Origin of the sequence: Pseudomonas sp. S12(2018) (assembly GCF_024355235.1) — a bacterium.
GTDB classification, from domain to species: domain Bacteria; phylum Pseudomonadota; class Gammaproteobacteria; order Pseudomonadales; family Pseudomonadaceae; genus Aquipseudomonas; species Aquipseudomonas palmensis.
Genome location: NZ_QLAD01000005.1, coordinates 114,104 through 133,636, shown reverse-complemented (window position 1 = coordinate 133,636; position 19,533 = coordinate 114,104). Strand labels below are relative to the sequence as shown.

Annotated in this window: 19 protein-coding genes; 16 read left to right on the top strand and 3 right to left on the bottom strand. The window is 67.2% G+C overall.

Annotated features, from left to right (window positions below; all coding sequences use genetic code 11):
• Positions 1 to 7: 7 nt before the first annotated feature.
• Genes DN388_RS13555 through DN388_RS13545 form a run of 3 tightly spaced genes read left to right on the top strand, consistent with a single transcriptional unit; the run spans position 8 to position 3,683 of the window.
• On the top strand, positions 8 to 1,822 hold the full coding sequence (locus DN388_RS13555; RefSeq protein ID WP_255000378.1) for an ATP-binding protein: 1,815 nt from the start codon (positions 8 to 10) through the stop codon (positions 1,820 to 1,822).
• Positions 1,819 to 3,231 (top strand): sigma-54 dependent transcriptional regulator, encoded by a 1,413-nt coding sequence (locus DN388_RS13550; RefSeq protein WP_043861648.1) that lies wholly within the window; start codon positions 1,819 to 1,821, stop codon positions 3,229 to 3,231. The genes DN388_RS13555 and DN388_RS13550 overlap by 4 nt, the downstream gene beginning before the upstream one ends.
• Positions 3,231 to 3,683: a YiiD C-terminal domain-containing protein gene (locus DN388_RS13545; protein ID WP_043861647.1), complete on the top strand. Its 453-nt coding sequence runs from the start codon at positions 3,231 to 3,233 to the stop codon at positions 3,681 to 3,683. Before DN388_RS13550 ends, DN388_RS13545 begins: the two co-directional genes overlap by 1 nt.
• Here the strand turns inward: DN388_RS13545 and cysQ are convergent.
• Entirely contained in the window at positions 3,672 to 4,499 is an 828-nt protein-coding gene (cysQ, locus tag DN388_RS13540; protein ID WP_229589770.1) for a 3'(2'),5'-bisphosphate nucleotidase CysQ, read from the bottom strand. The genes DN388_RS13545 and cysQ overlap by 12 nt on opposite strands.
• Positions 4,496 to 5,062 carry an ADP compounds hydrolase NudE gene (gene nudE / locus DN388_RS13535; RefSeq protein WP_043861645.1) on the bottom strand — a complete coding sequence of 189 codons (567 nt, stop codon included), beginning with the start codon at positions 5,060 to 5,062 and terminating at the stop codon, positions 4,496 to 4,498. Before nudE ends, cysQ begins: the two co-directional genes overlap by 4 nt.
• Positions 5,063 to 5,135: 73 nt before the next feature.
• On the opposite strand from nudE, the gene yrfG reads away from it, so the two are divergent.
• Complete coding sequence (gene yrfG / locus DN388_RS13530; RefSeq protein WP_043861644.1) at positions 5,136 to 5,798, top strand: GMP/IMP nucleotidase; 663 nt, start codon at positions 5,136 to 5,138, stop codon at positions 5,796 to 5,798.
• Between the two features lie 83 nt (positions 5,799 to 5,881).
• On the opposite strand, the gene lysM is transcribed toward yrfG, so the two are convergent.
• Positions 5,882 to 6,322 carry a peptidoglycan-binding protein LysM gene (lysM, locus tag DN388_RS13525; RefSeq protein WP_058541679.1) on the bottom strand — a complete coding sequence of 147 codons (441 nt, stop codon included), beginning with the start codon at positions 6,320 to 6,322 and terminating at the stop codon, positions 5,882 to 5,884.
• A gap of 84 nt (positions 6,323 to 6,406) precedes the next feature.
• Here lysM and DN388_RS13520 point away from each other — a divergent pair, with 84 nt between their 5' ends.
• The 12 genes from DN388_RS13520 (at position 6,407) to DN388_RS13465 (ending at position 19,499) form a co-directional block, all read left to right on the top strand.
• Entirely contained in the window at positions 6,407 to 7,294 is an 888-nt protein-coding gene (locus DN388_RS13520) for a LysR family transcriptional regulator (RefSeq protein WP_255000371.1), read from the top strand.
• Between the two features lie 94 nt (positions 7,295 to 7,388).
• Complete coding sequence (fdhD, locus tag DN388_RS13515; protein WP_255000369.1) at positions 7,389 to 8,225, top strand: formate dehydrogenase accessory sulfurtransferase FdhD; 837 nt, start codon at positions 7,389 to 7,391, stop codon at positions 8,223 to 8,225.
• Positions 8,222 to 10,558 carry an FdhF/YdeP family oxidoreductase gene (locus DN388_RS13510; protein ID WP_054915919.1) on the top strand — a complete coding sequence of 779 codons (2,337 nt, stop codon included), beginning with the start codon at positions 8,222 to 8,224 and terminating at the stop codon, positions 10,556 to 10,558. The genes fdhD and DN388_RS13510 overlap by 4 nt, the downstream gene beginning before the upstream one ends.
• A gap of 295 nt (positions 10,559 to 10,853) precedes the next feature.
• Positions 10,854 to 11,333 carry a glycine zipper domain-containing protein gene (locus DN388_RS13505; RefSeq protein ID WP_043861639.1) on the top strand — a complete coding sequence of 160 codons (480 nt, stop codon included), beginning with the start codon at positions 10,854 to 10,856 and terminating at the stop codon, positions 11,331 to 11,333.
• A 331-nt stretch (positions 11,334 to 11,664) separates the two neighbouring features.
• The gene (locus DN388_RS13500; RefSeq protein ID WP_255000363.1) at positions 11,665 to 12,735 is read left to right on the top strand and encodes a methyl-accepting chemotaxis protein; all 1,071 of its coding nucleotides are present in this window, start codon (positions 11,665 to 11,667) and stop codon (positions 12,733 to 12,735) included.
• A gap of 17 nt (positions 12,736 to 12,752) precedes the next feature.
• Positions 12,753 to 13,118 carry a response regulator gene (locus DN388_RS13495; protein WP_043861637.1) on the top strand — a complete coding sequence of 122 codons (366 nt, stop codon included), beginning with the start codon at positions 12,753 to 12,755 and terminating at the stop codon, positions 13,116 to 13,118.
• Between the two features lie 5 nt (positions 13,119 to 13,123).
• Complete coding sequence (locus tag DN388_RS13490) at positions 13,124 to 13,450, top strand: lipid asymmetry maintenance protein MlaB (RefSeq protein WP_043861636.1); 327 nt, start codon at positions 13,124 to 13,126, stop codon at positions 13,448 to 13,450.
• 2 nt (positions 13,451 to 13,452) lie between these two features.
• A complete protein-coding gene (locus DN388_RS13485) occupies positions 13,453 to 15,471 on the top strand; it encodes a chemotaxis protein CheA (RefSeq protein ID WP_255000360.1) in 2,019 nt (672 codons plus the stop codon).
• A 2-nt stretch (positions 15,472 to 15,473) separates the two neighbouring features.
• Complete coding sequence (locus tag DN388_RS13480) at positions 15,474 to 17,096, top strand: methyl-accepting chemotaxis protein (protein ID WP_255000358.1); 1,623 nt, start codon at positions 15,474 to 15,476, stop codon at positions 17,094 to 17,096.
• Between the two features lie 13 nt (positions 17,097 to 17,109).
• On the top strand, positions 17,110 to 17,622 hold the full coding sequence (locus DN388_RS13475; RefSeq protein WP_043861633.1) for a chemotaxis protein CheW: 513 nt from the start codon (positions 17,110 to 17,112) through the stop codon (positions 17,620 to 17,622).
• Positions 17,623 to 18,435, top strand: coding sequence for a protein-glutamate O-methyltransferase CheR (locus DN388_RS13470; protein ID WP_043861632.1), 813 nt, complete (start codon positions 17,623 to 17,625; stop codon positions 18,433 to 18,435).
• Positions 18,432 to 19,499: a chemotaxis response regulator protein-glutamate methylesterase gene (locus tag DN388_RS13465; RefSeq protein ID WP_213606707.1), complete on the top strand. Its 1,068-nt coding sequence runs from the start codon at positions 18,432 to 18,434 to the stop codon at positions 19,497 to 19,499. Before DN388_RS13470 ends, DN388_RS13465 begins: the two co-directional genes overlap by 4 nt.
• Positions 19,500 to 19,533: the final 34 nt, after the last annotated feature.

Below are 19,533 nucleotides of genomic sequence, written 5' to 3'. Positions count from 1 at the left end.
GTTTGCGATGACCATGACCCCGACCCTCCCCCGCCGTCCGCGCTGGCGCAGCCTGGCCCTCCTGGCGCTGTGCCTGGCGCCGCTGCTGTGGCCGCTGCAACGCCTGGCCGAGCACTACTACCAGGAGGAACTGGCCAGCCAGAACCGCCAGACCCTGGACCTGTACGTGGCCAACCTGCTGGGCACCCTGCACCGCTACGAGACCCTGCCGCAGATCCTCGGTGACCTGCCGGCATTGCGCGCGGTGCTGGCCGACCCGATACGCCTCGAGACCCTGACCAACGCCAACCGCCTGCTCGACGACATCTGCGCGCAGACCGGCGCCGAGGTGATGTACCTGATGGACGTCAACGGCAACACCCTGGCGGCCTCCAACTGGAACAAGCACGACAACTTTGCCGGGCGCAACTTCTCGTTCCGCCCCTACTTCAGCGAAGCCATGCAGGGCCGGCTGGGGCGTTTCTTCGGCCAGGGCACCACCTCGGCCAAGCGCGGCTACTTCTTCGCCGCAGCAGTGCGCGACGGCGACCAGGTGATCGGCGTACTGGTGGCCAAGATCGACCTGGACCACACCGAAACCCTGTGGGGCAAGACCCCCGAGCAACTGCTGGTGACCGACCACAACGGCGTGGTGATCCTCACCTCGCGCCCCGACTGGCGCTTTCGCGCCACGCGCCCGCTCAGCGAGGCCGAGCGCGATGCGATCGTGGCGATCCAGCCCTACCCCACCACCACGCCCAAGCCCCTCAGGCTCAACCCCGATGCCTGGCTGACCCAGACCCAGGCCATCCCCGAGACCGGCTGGCAGGTCAGCATCCTGGCCCCGCGCACCCTGGTCGACCGCTCGGTGAGCACGGTGCTGTTCATCGGCGCCGCCACCCTGCTGGTGGTGATGCTGCTGCTCGGGCTGGTGATGCAGCGCCGGCGCAACTACATGGACCGCCTCGACTTCGAGGCCCGCGCCCGCCAGGAGCTGGAGCTGCGCGTGGCCGAACGCACCGCCGCCCTCGAAGGCCTCAACAGCCGCCTCAAGACCGAAGTGCTTGAGCGCGAGCAGGCCCAGCAGGAACTGGTGCGCGCCCAGGACGAGCTGGTGCAGGCCGGCAAGCTGTCGGTGCTGGGCACCATGTCGGCAAGCATCAGCCATGAGCTCAACCAGCCGCTGGCGGCGATCCGCAGCTACGCCGAGAACGCCGAGATCCTGCTCGACCACCAGCGCACCGACGATGCGCGCAGCAACCTCAAGCTGATCAGCGAACTGACCGGGCGCATGGCCTCGATCATCGCCCACCTGCGCGCCTTCGCCCGGCGTGACCGGCATGCGCCGGAAAGCGTGGCGCTGCAGCCGGCACTCGACGACGCCCTGGCCCTGCTGGCCAAGCGGCGCCGGGCGATGGCGGTGGAACTGGTGCGCGACCTGCCCGAGGCCACTCTGTGGGTGCAGGCCGGCGAAACCCGCCTGCGCCAGGTACTGGGCAACCTGCTGGCCAACGCCCTCGACGCACTGACCGAAAAGGCCAACCCGCGCAAGCTCTGGCTAAGTGCCGAACGCCGCGAAGACAGCGTCTACCTGACCATTCGCGACAACGGCCCGGGCTTCAGCAGCCAGGCCCTGCTGCGCGCACGCGAGCCGTTCTTCACCACCAAGACCCGCACCCAGGGCCTGGGCCTGGGCCTAGCGATCTGCGATACGCTGATCAACGCGCTGGGCGGTGAGCTGGTGCTGGCCAACCACCCGGAAGGCGGTGCGCTGCTGACCCTGCAACTGCGCGTGGCCACCCCCGGCGCCGCGCTTCAAACCTCGGAGGACTCCTCGGCATGACGACCGACACACTGATCGACAGCCGCACCCAGGTCGTCCTGGTCGATGACGACCCGCACCTGCGTCAGGCCCTGAGCCAGACCCTGGACCTCGCCGGCCTGCGCGTGCTGCCCCTGAGCGACGCCCAGGGCCTGGCCGCGCGCCTGGAAAGCGACTGGCCCGGGGTGGTGGTGAGCGATATCCGCATGCCTGGCATCGACGGCCTGCAACTGCTCGAACAACTGCATGCCCAGGACCCGGACCTGCCGGTGCTGCTGATCACCGGCCACGGCGACGTGCCGCTGGCGGTGCAGGCGATGCGCGCCGGGGCCTACGACTTTCTCGAAAAGCCCTTCGCCAGCGACGCCCTGCTCGACAGCGTGCGCCGCGGCCTGGCGCTGCGCCGCCTGGTGCTGGACAACCGCAGCCTGCGCCTGGCCCTGAGCGATCGCCAGCAACTGAGCACGCGCCTGGTGGGCCAGTCGACCCCGATGGCCCGACTGCGCGAGCAGATCGGCGCGCTGGCCGGCACCCGCGCCGATGTGCTGATACTGGGCGAGACCGGCGCCGGCAAGGAGGTGGTGGCGCGCGCGCTGCACGACCTGTCGAGCCGGCGCGACGGCCCGTTCGTGGCGATCAACGCCGGTGCACTGGCCGAATCGGTTGTCGAGAGCGAGCTGTTCGGCCACGAGCCCGGGGCCTTTACCGGGGCGCAGAAGCGGCGCATCGGCAAGTTCGAATTCGCCAATGGCGGCACGCTGTTTCTCGATGAAATCGAGAGCATGAGCCTGGATGTACAGGTCAAGCTGCTGCGCCTGCTGCAGGAGCGGGTGGTCGAGCGCCTGGGCGGCAACCAGCTGATCCCGCTGGATATCCGCATCATCGCCGCCACCAAGGAAGACCTGCGCCAGGCCGCCGACCAGGGGCGTTTTCGGGCCGACCTGTATTACCGCCTAAACGTCGCGCCGCTGCGCATCCCCCCCCTGCGCGAGCGCGGCGACGATGTGCTGATGCTGTTCCAGCACTTTGCCGACGCCGCCAGCGAACGCCACGGCCTGCCCCCCCACGTGCTGCAACCGGCGCAACGTGCGACGCTGCTGCGCCATGCGTGGCCGGGCAACGTGCGCGAGCTGCAGAACGCCGCCGAGCGCTTCGCCCTGGGCCTGGAGCTGGCCTTGGACGGCGACAGCCCAGGCCCGGTCGATCAGGCGCAGGCAGCGCCGGGCAGCGGCAACCTCAGCGACCAGGTCGAGCAGTTCGAACGCTCGCTGATCGCCGCCGAACTGACCCGACCGCACAGCTCGATGCGCAGCCTGGCCGAAGCCCTCGGCGTGCCGCGCAAGACCCTGCACGACAAGCTGCGCAAACACGGCCTGAGCTTTGCCGACAGCAATGCCAGTGGCACCGACGACACCGAGGACAACCGCTGATGAACCCGAGCCATTACCTGCAGGACGTGCTGCACGCCGACATCCCGCTGACCCGCGAGATGGGCCTGCAGGTGCTCGACTGGCAGCACCAGCGGCTGCGCCTGCAATTGCCGCTGGCGGCCAACGTTAACCACAAGAGCACCATGTTCGGCGGCAGCCTGTATTGCGCGGCCGTGCTGGCAGGCTGGGGCTGGCTGCACCTGCGCCTGCGCGAGGCGGGCATCGGCGACGGGCATATCGTCATCCAGGAAGGCCAGATCAGCTACCCGCTGCCGGTCACCGGCGCCGGCGTGGCGGTGTGCGCGGCGCCCGAGGCCAAGGTCTGGGAGCGCTTCGTGGCCACCTACCAGCGCTACGGCCGCGCGCGCCTGACCCTGCACACCCAGGTGTTCAACGAAGGCAGTGAAACGCCCGCCGTGCAGTTCGGCGGGCAGTACGTGCTACACCGCTGAGGCGAGCGCGAGCAGGCTGGCGCGCCACGGCGCTGCGGCTGGCAGGGCAAGGAAGAAAGGATTGAGCAGGCTTTCGCGGGATGGGTAGGCGAACGGCTGGCCGTCCAGGCCCAGCACTTCGCCGCCGGCGCCTTCGAGCACGCCCTGGGCGGCGGCGGTGTCCCACTGCGAGGTCGGCGCCAGGCGCGGGTAGCAGTCGGCGGCGCCTTCGGCGAGCAGACAGAACTTGAGCGAGCTGCCCACGGAGGTCAGCTCCAGCTCACCCACCGCCGCACTCAGGCCGGCCAGCAAGCGCTCCTGCTCGGGGCTGCTGTGGCGGCGGCTGGCGACCACGGTGAACGGGGTGCCGGCAGGCGGCGCCGCACGCACGCTGATCGGCGCTGCCGGCGCGTGCGGGTCTTCGTGCCAGGCGCCCAGGCCCTGGCCACCGTAGTAGCAACGCCCCGTGGTGGGCACCCCGACCACGCCGAATACCACCCGGCCCTGTTCGATCAGGGCGATGTTGACGGTGAACTCTTCGCTGCCGGCGATGAACTCCTTGGTGCCGTCCAGCGGGTCCACCAGCCACCAGCGCTGCCACTGTTGGCGCTCGGCCAGGCCGATGTCGCAGTCTTCCTCGGACAGCACCGGAATGTGTGGCGCCAGCCGCTGCAGGCCGGCGGCGATCACGTCGTGGGCGGCGATATCGGCTGCGGTCACCGGCGAGGCATCGAGCTTGGTCTGCACAGCCACGTCCGCACGCCAGAAGGGCAGGATGGCAGCGCCCGCCTGCCGGGTCAGCTGCACCACCTGCTGCATCAGTTCGCGGTCGTTCATGCGCCGAACACGCCGCGCTGGGTCAGCAGGTCACGCACCAGGTACAGCGCCGCCAGCGCCCGCCCTTCGGAGAACTGCGGATGCTGGGCCAGGGCCGAGAGCTCGCGCAGGTTGACCTTGTCGACACGCATCGGCTCGGGCTCGTCGCCCTCCAGGCGCTCTTCGAACAGGTCGGTGGCCAGCACCACCTGGATCTTCTGGCTCATGTAGCCGGGCGACAGCGACAGCTCGGTCAGGTGTTCCAGCTGCCGGGCGCCGAAGCCGGCTTCTTCCTTGAGTTCACGGTTGGCCGCCGCCAGCACGTCTTCACCGGGCTCGATCAGGCCCTTGGGCAGCGACAGCTCGTACTCGTCGGTGCCGCCGCAGTATTCCTCCACCAGCACCGCGTGCTCGGCATCGAGCATCGCCACGATCATCACCGCGCCATAGCCGTTACCGCGCCCGACCAGGCGTTCATAGGTACGTTCGGTGCCGTTGCTGAAGCGCAGCTCGACCGCTTCGACACGGAACAGGCGGCTGCTTGCAACAATTTCGCGGCTGAGGACAGTGGGTTTCTGGCGCATGAGGGGGCGGCTCCTTGGCGGTAACGGGGTACTATACCGTCCACCGAGTCTGGATCGAACGAGAATATTTCACATGCCCTCCCTGGCCTGGCACGACATCGATACCGTATTGCTGGATATGGACGGCACCCTGCTGGACCTGCACTACGACAACCACTTCTGGTTGGAGCACCTGCCCCAGCGCTACGCCGAGCTGCATGGCATCAGCCGTGCGATGGCCGAGCTGGAAATGCAGCCACTGTTCGAACGCCACGCCGGCTCGCTGAACTGGTACTGCCTGGATTTCTGGAGTGCCGAGCTGAAGCTGCCGGTTCGCGAGCTGAAACTGGAAACGGCCGACCTGATCGCACTGCGCCCGGACGCCGACACCTTTCTGCAGGCGATCCGCCAGGCCGGCAAGCGGGTGATCCTGATCACCAATGCCCATCGCGATTCGTTGTCGTTGAAGCTGGAGCGGGTGGCGCTGGCGCCCTATTTCGAGCGGCTGATCAGCTCCCATGACTATGGCTTCCCCAAGGAAGACCAGCAATTCTGGAGCGCATTGCACGCGGATACCGGGTTCGACCCGGCACGCAGCCTGTTCATCGACGACACCCTGGCGATACTGCGCAGCGCGCGCGACTTTGGCGTGGCGCACCTGCTGGCAGTGCGCCAGCCGGACAGCCGCAAGGGGCCGCGGGATACGGCGGAGTTTGCGGCGCAGGAAGATTATCGGGACTTGTTGCAGGGGCTGTAGGCCGCTTCGCCGGCTCCTACACAAGGCATCTTACCTGTAGGAGCCGGCGTTGCCGGCGAAGACCGCACCACCAAGCTGGAGCCTTACTCCGGAATACGCAGCGTCTGCCCCGGGTAGATCTTGTCGGGATGGCTCAGCAACGGCTTGTTGGCCTCGAAGATCTTGTTGTACTGGTTGGCATTGCCATACACCGCCAACGAAATCGCACTCAGCGTGTCGCCCTTCTTCACCACCACGAAACGCGCCGCCGCCACGACCGGGCCGGTCACGGTGAGCTGGTCGTCCACCGACGCCACGCCGGCAATGTTGCCCAGCGCCAGCAGGATCTTCTCCTTCTCTTCCTGGCTGCCTACCTCGCCCTTGACCGTGACCTTGTCGCCGTCGACGGTGGTCTGGATGTTCGGGTTGCCCAGGCCGACCTTCTGCACGTGCTCCTTCAACTGGTCGTCAGCCTTGGCGTTGCCGGGGGTGAGCAGGTCGATCAGTTTTTCACCCGCTTCTTTCACGAAACTAAAAATGCTCATCCTGTGCTCCTTAGGTATCAATGACCGGAGCAGGCAGTCTAGGACAAGATAGAATGCTTCGCCTGCCAATGCCCCGGAACGACGATGGATATCAAACAACTCAAATTCCTCATCGCCCTGGATGAAACCCGCCACTTCGGCCAGGCCGCCGCGCGCTGCCACGTGACCCAGCCCACGCTGTCGATGCGCCTGCGCAACCTGGAGCGCGAACTGGGCCTGCCGCTGGTCAACCGCGGCCAGCGTTTCGAGGGCTTCACCGCCCAGGGCGAGCGCGTGCTGGCCTGGGCGCGCTCGGTACTCTCGGCCTACGACGGCCTGTACGCCGAGGCCGCCGCCTGTCGCGGGCACCTGGCCGGCACGTTGCGCCTGGGGGTGGTGCCGCTGTCGAGCTTCGACCCGCTGCCGCTACTGCAGCGCCTGCACCGCCAGCACCCCGAGCTGCGTTTCGAGCTGAGCGCGTTGAGCTCCGAACAGATTCTCGACCAGCTGGCGAGCAACCGCCTGGACCTGGGCGTGTCGTACCTGGAGCGTCTCGACAGCGAGCGCTTCGAGGCCCTGCCCCTGGGCGACACACGCATGGGCCTGCTGTTCGACCCACGTCACTTCGCATTCGCCGAACAGCCGTTGAGCTGGGAGGCCGTGGCCGAGCTGCCGCTGGGCCTGCTGACCGCCGGCATGCACTTTCGCCAGTCCATCGACCACGCCTTCCATACCCGCGGCCTGGCCCCGCAGTTGCTGTTGCAGACCGACGCCGTTCATCAGCTGGTGCAAGCGGTGGAGGGTGGCCTGTGCTGCGCGGTGATGCCGCTGAACGCCGGGCTCGAAGCACTCACCGGGCAACTGCGCCTGCAACCGATAGACCAGGCCACCACGCTGGCGCCCCTGGGGCTGATCATGCGCCGCAGCGCGCCGCGCTCGGCCCTGGCCGAGGCCTGCATCGCCGAGTACCGCCTGTCGCTCGACCCGGCGTGATCGACGCGCTCTATCAATGCATCGGCAGTAGCGATTAGACGATACCCGAGTGCAGGCCTAGGCTTAAGGCTGACCTGCCTGCCGGTACCTGCCGATGACCATCAAACCCCCGGCCTGCGGGGCGTCCACGCCCCTGGCCGCGCCCGCTGCCAGCAACCGCTACGACTACCGCCAGCTTGACGACAACAGCCAGGGTGGCGCCGACCTCGCCGAAGAGGTGGCCCTGGCGATCGCCTACAACGGCATCAGCCAGGCGGTGATGCTGGTGAGCCCTACCGATCTGCACGACTTCATCGTCGGTTTCAGCATCGGCAGCGGCATCATCGCCTCCCCCGACGACATCTATGACGTGAGCTTCACGGCCAGCGGCTCGGCCATCCATGCCGAGGTGCAGATAGCCAGCCGCGCCTTCTGGAACCTCAAGAACCAGCGCCGCCAACTGGCCGGCACCAGCGGCTGCGGCCTGTGTGGCGTCGAGGCGGTGGAGCAGGCGCTGCCCGATCTGCAGGTGCTGCCCGGCGCGCCCCTGCCGCCGCCGCACTGGCTGGACGGCCTGCGCCAGCGCATCAGCGCCTTCCAGCCACTGGGCCAGCACTGCGGCGCGGTGCACGCGGCACTGTTCATGAACGATCAGGGCGAACTGGCGCTGGGCCGCGAAGACATCGGCCGGCACAACGCCCTGGACAAGCTGATCGGCGCCCTGGTGCGTCAGCACATCGCCCTCGACGGCGGCCTGGCGGTAGTCACCAGCCGCTGCAGCCTGGAGCTGATCCAGAAGGTGCTGCGCGCCGGCATCCAGACCCTGGTGAGCCTGTCTGCGCCCACCGGCCTGGCGCTGCAATGGGCGCGCCGCCACCAGCTCAACCTTATCCACCTGCCGCACCACAGTGCGCCAAGGGTCTACAGCCCGGCGCAGGAGAGTCGCCCGTGAGCCTGCATCATCAAGCCGACCAGAAGCCGGTCCCCCGCTACAAGCCCTACCACGGCGCCGCCGGCGGCTGGGGCGCGCTGCGCAGTGTGGCGCAAGCCTGGATCGGCAGCGACAACGCGCTGAAGAACATCCGCGCCCTGCTCAAGACCAACCAGAACGGCGGCTTCGACTGCCCGGGCTGCGCCTGGGGCGACTCGCCGGAAAGCGGCATGGTCAAGTTCTGCGAGAACGGCGCCAAGGCGGTCAACTGGGAGGCCACCAAGCGCCGGGTCGATGCGGCCTTCTTCGCCCGCCACAGCGTCACCTCGCTGCTGGGCCAGAGCGACTACTGGCTGGAGTACCAGGGGCGGCTCACCGAGCCGATGGTGTACAACCCCTCCAACGACCGTTACCAGCCGATCAGCTGGGACAACGCCTTCGCCCTGATCGCGCGCCACCTCAACGGCCTGACCAGCCCCGACCAGGCGGAGTTCTATACCTCGGGCCGGGCCAGCAACGAGGCGGCCTACCTGTACCAGCTGTTCGTGCGCGCCTACGGCACCAACAACTTCCCGGACTGCTCGAACATGTGCCACGAGGCCAGCGGCGTGGCCCTGGGCCAGAGCGTCGGGGTAGGCAAGGGTACGGTGACCTTCGACGATTTCGAGCACGCCGACGCGATCTTCGTGTGGGGCCAGAACCCCGGCACCAACCACCCGCGCATGCTTGAACCGCTGCGCGAGGCGGTCAAGCGCGGTGCCCAGGTGGTGTGCGTGAACCCACTCAAGGAGCGCGGCCTGGAGCGCTTCCAGCACCCGCAGCACCCGCTGGAGATGCTTACCAACGGTGATCGTCCGACCAACACCGCCTATTTTCGCCCCGCCCTGGGCGGCGACATGGCGCTGCTGCGCGGCATGGCCAAGTTCCTCCTGCAGTGGGAGCGCGAGGCGCAGGCAACAGGTGCGCCAGCGGTGTTCGACCATGCCTTCATCGCCGAACACACCGCGGCCGTGGAGGCCTATCTTGAAGTGGTCGAGGCCAGCAGCTGGGAGCAGATCGTGCAGCAGTCGGGCCTGGGCCTGGCCGATATCGAGCAGGCCGCACGCATGTATGCGCGGGCCGAAAAAGTCATCATGTGCTGGGCCATGGGCATCACCCAGCACCGTCACTCGGTGCCGACCATCCAGGAAATCGCCAACCTGATGCTGCTGCGCGGCAACCTTGGGGTGCCAGGGGCCGGGCTATGCCCCGTGCGCGGCCACAGCAACGTGCAGGGCGACCGTACCATGGGCATCAACGAACGCCCGCCGGTGGCGCTGCTGGATGCACTGGAGCGCCGCTTCGGCTTTGCCGTGCCGCGCCACAACGGCCACAACACGGTGGAGGCGATTCGCGCCATGCTCGATGGCAAGGCGCGGGTGTTCATCGGGCTGGGCGGCAACTTCGCCCAGGCCACCCCCGACACCGAACGCACTGCACAGGCGCTGCGCAACTGCGAGCTGACGGTGCAGATCAGCACCAAGCTCAACCGCAGCCACCTGATCCACGGGCAGCAGGCGCTGATTCTGCCCTGCCTGGGACGCACCGATATCGACCTGCAGGGCGAAGGCCCACAGGCAGTGACGGTGGAAGACTCGTTCAGCATGGTGCATGCCTCCAACGGCCAGCTCAAACCGCTGTCGCGCCAGATGCGCTCGGAGCCGGCGGTGATCGCCGGAATCGCTGCCGCCACCCTGGGCAGCAAACCGGTGGACTGGCACTGGCTGGTGGCCGACTATGGGCGCATTCGCGAACTGATCGCCGACACCATTCCAGGGTTCGAGGGGTTCAACCAGCGCCTGCAGCACCCCGGTGGCTTCTACCTGGGCAACAGCGCCGGCCAGCGCCAGTGGAAGACACCCAGCGGGCGGGCCAACTTCAAGGCCAATGCGTTGCCCGACGACCTGCTGCACGAGAGCGTGCGCGCCAGCGGCCAGGTGCCGGACCTGATCATGCAGTCGATGCGTTCCCACGATCAGTACAACACCACCATCTACGGGTTGGATGACCGTTACCGTGGGGTCAAGGGGCAGCGCGACGTGCTGTTCGCCAACGAGGCGGATATCATCCGGCTGGGTTTCAACCCCGGTGACAAGGCCGATATCGTGTCGTTGTGGGGCGATGGCCGCGAGCGCCGGGTCAAGGGCTTCACCTTGCTGGCATTCGACATTCCAGCGGGGCAGGCGGCAGCGTACTACCCCGAGGTGAACCCGCTGGTGCCGCTGGAAAGCGTGGGCGATGGCAGCCATACGCCGACGTCGAAGTTCGTGGCGATCAGGATCGAGGCGGCCAGCGCCACGGCCAGGATCATCTAGGCCCCTTCGCCGGCAACGCCGGCTCCCACAGGGTCTTGCGGCGCATGCAGAACGCTGTGGGAGCTGGCTTGCCAGCAGTTCGTTCAGCGCATAACTGCAGGCAAGAAAAAGGCCCTGGCATCACTGCCAGGGCCTTCGTCCCAAGTAAGCTCAGACCCGCAAAAACGCATTAAGTTTCACTGTAAAAACAGTAACTTATAAAATTGTATACACGTCGTGCCAATCGTCGGATTTGCGTTGCCAGCGCGTGTTGCAGAGCCTCAGGATCGCCTCGTCATCCCTTTGAGGCTCCCTTATGAAGTACTCCTCGATTCTGCTGTTGTCTCTCGGCCTGCTCAGTGGCGTTGCCTCGGCAGGTGGCTCCACCGAAGCCGGTATCGGCGGCGCATTGGGCGGGGTATTGGGTTCGGTGGTTGGCCAGTCGATCGGTGGCAGCACCGGTTCGGCCATCGGCGCCGGCCTGGGCGGTGCAGCCGGTAGCGCGGTAGGTGCCGACAAGCGCAGCCGCGGCGAGGCGGCCATCGGTGGCGCACTGGGTGCGGCCGGCGGCAACGTGGTGGGCCGCAGCGTGGGCGGCAACACCGGCAGCCTGATCGGCGCCGCAGCCGGCGGCGGTGCGGGCGGTGCACTGGGCAACTACATGGGCAACAAGAGCGACGACGAAGACCGCCGCTACAACAACCGCGGCCGCGGCTACGATGACCGCCGCCACTACCGCGATCGCGGCCACCACTACGGCCATCGCAAGCACGACAAACGCTGGCGTCACCGCTGAATTCCATCGACGCTGCCGGCCCCGCGCCGGCAGCGCCGCAGTTGTACCCGCAAACGTAGCAATCAAGCCATGTGCCATCACGCCATTGGCTTAAGCCATTCACCTAAGCCTTTCCCCGCCCCGGCCCCTGTGCGAAAACCTTCGAGCCTGTTGTCCGGCCAGCTTTCCAGCCTTTTATATTGACTGTCCGATCAACATCGGCAGGGGCCTGTTTGCATCGACTGTTTTGTGACTGATGGGTCGGCTTAAGGGGCGTCCCGATTTTGACGTCAAATAGCAATCGCTATGATCCGCCCCACCTTAAGCGACGCAGTGGGCGCACGGAATGCGGATGTACCTGGGAATATGGATCGGCACGGCCCTCGGCGCCTGCGGCCTGCTGCTCGACCTGCTGCCCCTGGGCCTGGCCGGGCTGTCGCTGGTGCTGCTTGCCAGCACCTTGCTACGCCCGCGCCCCGTGGCACAGGTGGCTGCGGTCAGCGACGCGCCCATCGTGCTCGAACAGCCGCCACTGCACACCCTGCTGCCGGTGGTGGCGCCCAGCTGGATCGACAGCCTCCAACAGAGCCGAACCCTGCTGGGCGACAACATCAGCCAGTTGCTCGAACGCTTCGGCGCCATCAACCAACGCCTGGAACACAGCCTCAACGACGCCGACAACGTGCTGGCCAATGGCGGCGTGGGCGAGAACCTGCGCGAGGCCAACCAGCGCCTGCGCCGGGTCACCGAAAGCTTCGCCGCCAGCAGCCAGCGCCAGCATGAATTTCTGACCACCATCAATCATCTGGGCAGCTACGCCGGCCAGCTCCAGCAGATGGCCAAGCGCGTGCAGGAAGTTGCCAGCCAGACCAACCTGCTGGCGCTCAATGCCGCCATCGAAGCTGCCCGCGCCGGCGAGTTCGGCCGCGGCTTCTCGGTGGTCGCCGACGAGGTGCGCAAGCTCTCCAGCCTGTCGGCCGAGACCGGCCAGTCGATGGACGCCAAGGTGGGCGAGATCAACCAGTCGATCCAGTCCAGCATCGATGCCGCCACCGCGCTGGGCAGCGAAGAGCAGGCCAACCTGCGCGAGCTGGAGCAGGTACTCGACGAGGTGATCAGCGACCTGGGCGGTAACCTCGACGCCCTCGACGGCGCCTCGCGGGCGCTGCAACAGGATGCCCGCGCCACCCAGGCAGATATCCACGCGATCATGGTCAGCCTGCAGTTCCAGGATCGCGCCGACCAGATGCTCGACCACCTGCAGGCCGACCTGCTGCAACTGCTCGATGCCCTGGCGCACGACGACCCGCGCCTGCACGACCCGCAAGGCTGGCTGCAGCAATTGCGCCAGCGCTTCACCACCAGCGAGGAACGGGCTGGCCACAGCCAGTCGGCATCCAGCAGCGACGTGACCTTTTTCTAACTCCGGAAGCCCTGAACATGGCCAAGACCATCCTGATCGTGGACGACTCCGCCTCGATGCGCCAACTCGTGAAAATCAGCCTGGCCAGCGCCGGCCACCAGGTCATCGAAGCCTGTGACGGGCGCGACGCGCTGAACAAGCTCACCGGGCAGAAGATCAACCTGGTGATCAGCGACGTGAACATGCCCAACCTGGACGGCATCGGCCTGGTCAAGGCGCTCAAGGCGCGCAACGAATACCGCTTCACCCCGATCATGATGCTCACCACCGAAAGCGAGCAGGCCAAGAAGGCCGAGGGCCAGGCCGCCGGAGCGCGGGCCTGGATCGTCAAGCCGTTCCAGCCCCAGCAGTTGCTGGCGGCTGTCGAAAAGCTGATTGGCTGACGCGCATGTTCACACTCGCCGCAGCCACCGCCGACACCCCCGCACGGCTACGCCTGGACGGCGACCTGACCATCTATGAGGTGCGCGCCGCACGCGAGCAGCTGCTGGCCCTGTTGCCCGCTCAACCAGTGCCCTGGCAACTGGACCTGGGCGGCCTGGACGAGCTCGACAGTGCCGGCGTGCAACTGCTGCTGAGCCTGCACAAGACCCTCTGCGCAAATGGCCACGACGCCGAGGTGATCGCCCTGCCGGGCAACGCCCGGGCGTTGCTGGAGCTGCTGCGCCTGCCCGCATTGTGCCCGGCCGGTAGCCCCGTGCCGTGCGAGGAGTGAGCATGTTCGACGCCGAGCAATGGAGCCAGCTGCTGCAGGGCTTTCTCGAAGAGGCCCGCGACCTGCTCAAGGAAGCCGAAGACAGCCTGCTGCGCCTGGAAACCCGCCCCGATGACGACGCGGCGATCAACGCGCTGTTTCGCGCCGTGCACACGCTCAAGGGCTCGGCGGGGATCTTCTCCCTCGACCCACTGGTGGCGCTGGCGCACCAGCTGGAAAACCTGCTGATGGGGGTACGCGACGGTGCGCGGGTGCTGGACGCTCCGCTCACCTCGTTGATGCTGCAGTGCATGGACGAACTGGGGGTGATGCTCGACAGCATCGACCCGCAGCAGGTCAGCATGCCAGCACACACGCCGCACCAGGCCGCCCTGCTGGCGGCATTGCAGGCGCATCAGGGCGAGCTGCCCGCGTCTGTGGACAACCCGCTGGCAGCCCCGCCCGGTGCGCCCCGCTTGCGTACCTGGCACCTGTCGATCCGCTTTGCCAGCGAGCTGCTGAGCAACGGCTTCGACCCGGCGGCGTTCATCCGCTACCTGGCGCGGCTGGGCGACATCCTCAGCCTGCAGACCCTCACCTGGGCCGTGCCGGAGCTCGACAGCCTCGACCCGGAGGCCTGCTACCTGGGCTTCGAAGTGAGCCTGCACAGCGACGCCAGCCGCGAGCAGCTCGAAGACGTGTTCGCCCTGGTGCAGGACTTCTGCACCCTGCGCCTGCAGGCCCAGGAGCCGACCGATACCGCCTTGCCGGCCAAACCCCGCGCACCGGCGCAAACGTTGGCGCCTGCAACCGCCACACCCTTGCCATCGATGCCCGCTGGCGAGCCGCGCACTGCCTCCAGCAGCCAGGTCAAGGTGGCTGCGCAAAAGCTCGACGAGCTGATCAACCTGGTCGGCGAGCTGGTCATCGCCACCGCCGGCGCCCAGATGCAGGCCCTGCGCAGTGCCCACGCCGCCTGCATCGAAAGCGTGCAGGCGGTGCAGCAGCATGTGGAGCAGATCCGCGAGCGGGCGCTGAAACTGCGCATGGTCGAAGTGGGCGAGACCTTCAACCGCTTCCACCGCGTGGTGCGCGATGTGAGTCAGGCGCTGGACAAGCAGATTGCGCTGACCATCAGCGGCGGCGACACCGAGCTGGACAAGACCCTGATCGACCGCATCGCCGACCCGCTGGTGCACCTGGTGCGCAACGCCATCGACCACGGCATCGAGGCCCCTGCCGAGCGCCGCGCCGCCGGCAAGCCCGAGCAGGGTCAGCTGCGCCTGAACGCCTACCACGACTCGGGCATGATCGTGCTCGAGATCCAGGATGACGGGCGCGGCCTGAACACCGCGAAGATCCGCGAGAAGGCCATCGCCCGCGGCATGCTCGACAGCGATTCGCCGATGAGCGAACAGGACATCCACCTGCTGATCTTCGAAGCGGGTTTTTCCACCGCCGAGCAGGTGTCCAACCTGTCCGGACGCGGGGTGGGCATGGACGTGGTGCGCAGCGCCATCGACCAGTTGCGCGGGGTCATCGAGATCGACTCCAGGGCCGGCCATGGCTGCACCTTCCGCATCCGCCTGCCGCTGACCCTGGCGATCATCGACGGGTTTCTGGTGAGCGTGGGCGAGGAGCACTTCGTGATCCCGCTGGACATGGTCACCGAATGCATGGAGGCCCCCGCCAACCAGGCCGAGCAGGGCCACCTGAACCTGCGCGGGCGGCCGCTGCCGTGCATCGACCTGCAACCGCATTTCGGCCTGCCGCGCAGCGCCTGCGTGCGCCGCAACATCGTGGTGGTCAGCCAGGGCCGGCAGCATGCCGGGCTGATCGTCGACCAATTGCACGGCGAACTGCAGACCGTGATCAAGCCCTTGGGGCAACTGTTCCAACACCTCAGTGGCATCAGCGGCTCGACCATCCTCGGCTCTGGCCAGGTGGCGCTGATACTCGATATCCCCAGCCTGTTCCGCCAGTCGCAGCAACGCGCCGAAGGCGAGACGCCGCACCTGTTGCCAAGCCCTTCCGGAGAATAGACATGCAGTTGATCAGCAATATGAAGATAGGCGTGCGCCTGACCCTGGGCTTTCTGCTGGTGGTGGCGCTGACCGCGCTCATCGGCGTCATCGGCCTGCGCAACCTGGAGCAGGTCAACGGCCTGTCGGACCGCATGTACGAGCTGGACGTGGCCGGCCTGAGCTCCTTGCAGCAAGCCAACATCCAGCTGCTGATGGCCAACCGCGCCGTGCGCCAGAGCCTGCTCTCCACCACCGCCCAGGAGCGCGACCAGTCGGCCGCCACCGCCCGCGCGGCGATGGAAAAGACCCGCGAACTGCTGATCAAGGCGCGCGAGCACTTCATCACCAAGGAAGGCCGCGCCCAGGTGGAAAGAATCGACGCGCCGCTGCAGGCCTACATCAGCGTGGCCAACCAGTTGCTGGGGGTGCACCAGCAGTCGGGCGACCTGCAGATTGCTTCCGAAGCGCTGGCGCTGATGCCGCAGAACGTCGCGGCGGCCAACGCGGTCGACCAGTTGCTGGGTGAGGCCAGCGCTGCCAAGCAGGCGCGCGCCGGCGAGGCGAACGCCGAGATCAGCGTCATCTACGAACGCTCGCGGGTGCAGATGATCGCCCTGGTCGCCGCCGCAACCCTGATCGGCATGCTGATCGGCGTGCTGGTCACCCGCAGCATCACCCGGCCGCTGGCAGGCGCAGTGCAGGCCGCCGACCGCATGGCCGCAGGCGATCTGAGCCAGGACCTGGTAGTGACCCACAAGGACGAGACCGGGCAGTTGCTGGGCTCGATGCAGAACATGACCCTGCGCCTGCGCAGCATCCTGGGCGATGTGCGCAGCGCCGCCGATGCGCTGTCGTCGGCCTCCGAACAGGTCAGTTCGACCTCGCAATCGCTGAGCCAGGCGGCCAACGAGCAAGCCGCCAGCGTCGAGCAGACCAGCGCTTCGGTCGAGCAGATGTCGGCCTCGATCGCGCAGAACACCGAAAGCGCCAAGGTCACCGACGGCATCGCCGGCAAGGCGGCCAACGACGCGGTGCAGGGCGGCGGCGCAGTGGGCGACACGGTGCTGGCGATGAAGCAGATCGCCGAGAAGATCGGCATCATCGACGACATTGCCTACCAGACCAACCTGCTGGCGCTCAACGCCGCCATCGAGGCCGCCCGTGCCGGCGATCACGGCAAGGGCTTTGCCGTGGTGGCCGCCGAGGTGCGCAAGCTGGCCGAACGCAGCCAGGTGGCAGCGCAGGAAATCGGCCAGGTGGCCTCCAGCAGCGTGCAACTGGCCGAACAGGCCGGCAGCCTGCTCAGCGAGATCGTGCCCAACATCCAGAAGACCTCGGACCTGGTGCAGGAAATCACCGCCGCCTCGCAGGAGCAGAGCAGCGCCGCCGGGCAGATCAACATCGCCATGGGCCAGATGAACCAGATCACCCAGCAGAACGCCTCGGCTTCCGAAGAGCTGGCCGCCACCGCCGAAGAGATGAACGCCCAGGCCGGCCAGTTGCAGGAGCTGATCGGCTTCTTCCGCTTCGAGGCCGGCAGCACTGCGCGTGCCCTGCCCCGGGTGGGCGAACCGCAAGTCGGCGCCTACAAGCCCACCCACAAGGCGCTGATCGATGAAGGCCAGTTCGTCAGCTTCACTTGACCGAGGCGTCCCCATGCACACCCTAGAGTCTGCGGCGCCCGCGCCGCACCTGCCCACCAGTGTCCAGCACCTGACCTTTCGCGTGCGCGAGGCCGGCTATGCACTGCCCATCGAACTGGTGCGCGAGATCATCGAGTACGCCGAGATCACCCGCGTGCCGATGATGCCCGCCTACATTCACGGCGTGCTCAACCTGCGCGGCAACGTGGTGCCGGTACTGGACCTGGCAGCACGCTTCGGCATGGAACTGACCGAGGCCGGCAAGCGCACCTGCATCGTGATCATCGCCCTGCCCCTCGAGGACGGTGTGCAGCGCATCGGCCTGGTTGTGGATGCGGTGGACGCGGTACTCGACATCGACCCGCACGGGGTGGTGCCGGCGCCACCGTTCGGCACCGGCATCCGTGCCGACTTCATTGCCGGCATGGCCCAGCAGGAGCAGGGCTTTTTGATCATCCTGAACATGCCCCAGGTGCTGTCGCTGGAAGATATCCGCTACCTCAGCCAGGCCGCGAAGGGCTCCTGAATGCCCTCGACCTTCAAACTGCCGGTGCTGGGCGAACAGGAGTTCAGCCGCCTGCAGACGCTGATGAGCAGCGCCTCGGGCATCCACCTGGCCAGCAACAAGCGCTCGCTGGTGGCCGGGCGCCTGATGAAACGCCTGCGTCACTACCACCTGGACAACTACCGCGACTACCTGCACCTGATCGAGCGCCCGACCCACAGCCGCGAGCGGCGCCTGGTGATCGACCTGCTGACCACCAACGAGACCTACTTCTTTCGCGAGTTCCCGCACTTCGAATTCCTTGGCCAGTGGCTGGGCCGGCGCAAGGGGCCGCTGCGGCTGTGGAGCGCGGCCTGCTCGTCGGGCGAGGAGCCCTACAGCCTGGCCATGACCGTGGCCGAGCACGCTACCGGCAGCGACTGGTCGATCCTGGCCAGCGACCTCAGCCAGAGCATGCTGACGCTGGCCGAGCAAGGCATCTACGACATCGCCCAGGCGCGCTACTTTCCCGATGGCTGGATGCAGCGCCACTGCCTGTGCGGGGTCGGCGACATGCACGGGCGCCTGCGCGTGCAGGCGCACCTGCGAGCGCGGGTGAGCCTGCGCGAGATCAACCTGGTGCAGCCGCTGCCCGAGGGCCTGGGGCCGTTCGACGTGATATTCCTGCGCAACATCCTGATCTACTTCGACACCCCGCAGAAACAGCTGATCGTGCAGCGCCTGGTCAACCAGCTGCGCCCCGGCGGGCTGCTGTTCATCGGGCACGCCGAAAGCATCCACGGCTTCGAGCTGCCGCTCAGGCTGGTGCACCCCTCGGTGTTCGAGCGCGTATGACCGAGCGTGCGACGGCGCCGGTGCGGGTGTTCATCGTCGACGACTCGGCGCTGGTGCGCCAGGTGCTCAACCAGTGCCTGAACGACCACCCGCGCATCCGCGTGATCGGCATGGCCGCCGACCCGCTGTATGCCATCGAGAAGATGCGCCGTGACTGGCCCGATGTGCTGGTGCTGGACATCGAGATGCCGCGCATGGACGGCCTGACCTTTCTGCGCCAGATCATGGCCGAGCGCCCCACGCCGACGATCATCTGCTCGACCCTCACCGAAGCCGGCACCGACCTCAACCTCCAGGCCCTGGCCGCCGGGGCGGTCGGCGTGTTCACCAAGGCCCGGCTGGGCCTGCGCCAGAGCCTGGAGAACCTCGCCAGCGGGCTGATTCGCAGCATCGAGGAAGCAGCCCGCACCCGCCCGGTATTGTTACCTCTGTCGCAGGCGAAAGAAAAAACCAGTGCACTGCCTGCAACCCCAAGCAAAACCACCGAGCGAATCGTTACACTTGGCTGCTCGACCGGCGGCACCCAGGCGCTGGAATTCATCCTGCGTCAGCTGCCGCGCGATTGCCCGGGCATCGTGATCGTGCAGCACATGCCGGCCAGGTTCACTGCCGACTTCGCCAGGCGCCTGAACAGCCTCTGTCAGATCGAGGTGCGCGAGGCCAGGCATCTGGACCGTGTCCACAGCGGCCTGGCACTGCTGGCCCCGGGGGGCCTGCACATGCAGCTCAAACGCAGTGGTGCGCACTACCTGGTGGAGGTGCTCGACGGTCCCGCCGTCAATCGGCACAAACCCTCGGTCGATGTCCTGTTTCGCTCCGCCGCCCGGCATGCCGGGGGCAATGCCCTTGGCATCATCATGACCGGGATGGGCGATGACGGTGCCCGAGGCCTGCTGAGCATGCGTGAGCAAGGCGCCGCCACCGTGGCACAGGACGAGGCCAGTTGCATCGTGTTCGGCATGCCCAAGGAAGCCATACGGCTGGGTGCGGCCCAGGCGGTGGAACCGCTGACACGGTTGCCGGCGCTGATCGCCCAGTTCAGCGACAACCCACGTGCCAGCTGAGCCATACACCGCCCCTTACCTTGCGACACAGGCC

Excerpts from the sequence above, each read along its gene's own strand:
- DN388_RS13555 (WP_255000378.1), top strand. The coding sequence starts at position 8 with ATGACCATGACCCCGACCCTCCCCCGCCGTCCGCGCTGGCGCAGCCTG.
- DN388_RS13550 (WP_043861648.1), top strand. The coding sequence starts at position 1,819 with ATGACGACCGACACACTGATCGACAGCCGCACCCAGGTCGTCCTGGTC.
- DN388_RS13545 (WP_043861647.1), top strand. The coding sequence starts at position 3,231 with ATGAACCCGAGCCATTACCTGCAGGACGTGCTGCACGCCGACATCCCG.
- cysQ (WP_229589770.1), bottom strand. The coding sequence starts at position 4,499 with ATGAACGACCGCGAACTGATGCAGCAGGTGGTGCAGCTGACCCGGCAG.
- nudE (WP_043861645.1), bottom strand. The coding sequence starts at position 5,062 with ATGCGCCAGAAACCCACTGTCCTCAGCCGCGAAATTGTTGCAAGCAGC.
- yrfG (WP_043861644.1), top strand. The coding sequence starts at position 5,136 with ATGCCCTCCCTGGCCTGGCACGACATCGATACCGTATTGCTGGATATG.
- lysM (WP_058541679.1), bottom strand. The coding sequence starts at position 6,322 with ATGAGCATTTTTAGTTTCGTGAAAGAAGCGGGTGAAAAACTGATCGAC.
- DN388_RS13520 (WP_255000371.1), top strand. The coding sequence starts at position 6,407 with ATGGATATCAAACAACTCAAATTCCTCATCGCCCTGGATGAAACCCGC.
- fdhD (WP_255000369.1), top strand. The coding sequence starts at position 7,389 with ATGACCATCAAACCCCCGGCCTGCGGGGCGTCCACGCCCCTGGCCGCG.
- DN388_RS13505 (WP_043861639.1), top strand. The coding sequence starts at position 10,854 with ATGAAGTACTCCTCGATTCTGCTGTTGTCTCTCGGCCTGCTCAGTGGC.
- DN388_RS13500 (WP_255000363.1), top strand. The coding sequence starts at position 11,665 with ATGTACCTGGGAATATGGATCGGCACGGCCCTCGGCGCCTGCGGCCTG.
- DN388_RS13495 (WP_043861637.1), top strand. The coding sequence starts at position 12,753 with ATGGCCAAGACCATCCTGATCGTGGACGACTCCGCCTCGATGCGCCAA.
- DN388_RS13490 (WP_043861636.1), top strand. The coding sequence starts at position 13,124 with ATGTTCACACTCGCCGCAGCCACCGCCGACACCCCCGCACGGCTACGC.
- DN388_RS13485 (WP_255000360.1), top strand. The coding sequence starts at position 13,453 with ATGTTCGACGCCGAGCAATGGAGCCAGCTGCTGCAGGGCTTTCTCGAA.
- DN388_RS13480 (WP_255000358.1), top strand. The coding sequence starts at position 15,474 with ATGCAGTTGATCAGCAATATGAAGATAGGCGTGCGCCTGACCCTGGGC.
- DN388_RS13475 (WP_043861633.1), top strand. The coding sequence starts at position 17,110 with ATGCACACCCTAGAGTCTGCGGCGCCCGCGCCGCACCTGCCCACCAGT.
- DN388_RS13470 (WP_043861632.1), top strand. The coding sequence starts at position 17,623 with ATGCCCTCGACCTTCAAACTGCCGGTGCTGGGCGAACAGGAGTTCAGC.
- DN388_RS13465 (WP_213606707.1), top strand. The coding sequence starts at position 18,432 with ATGACCGAGCGTGCGACGGCGCCGGTGCGGGTGTTCATCGTCGACGAC.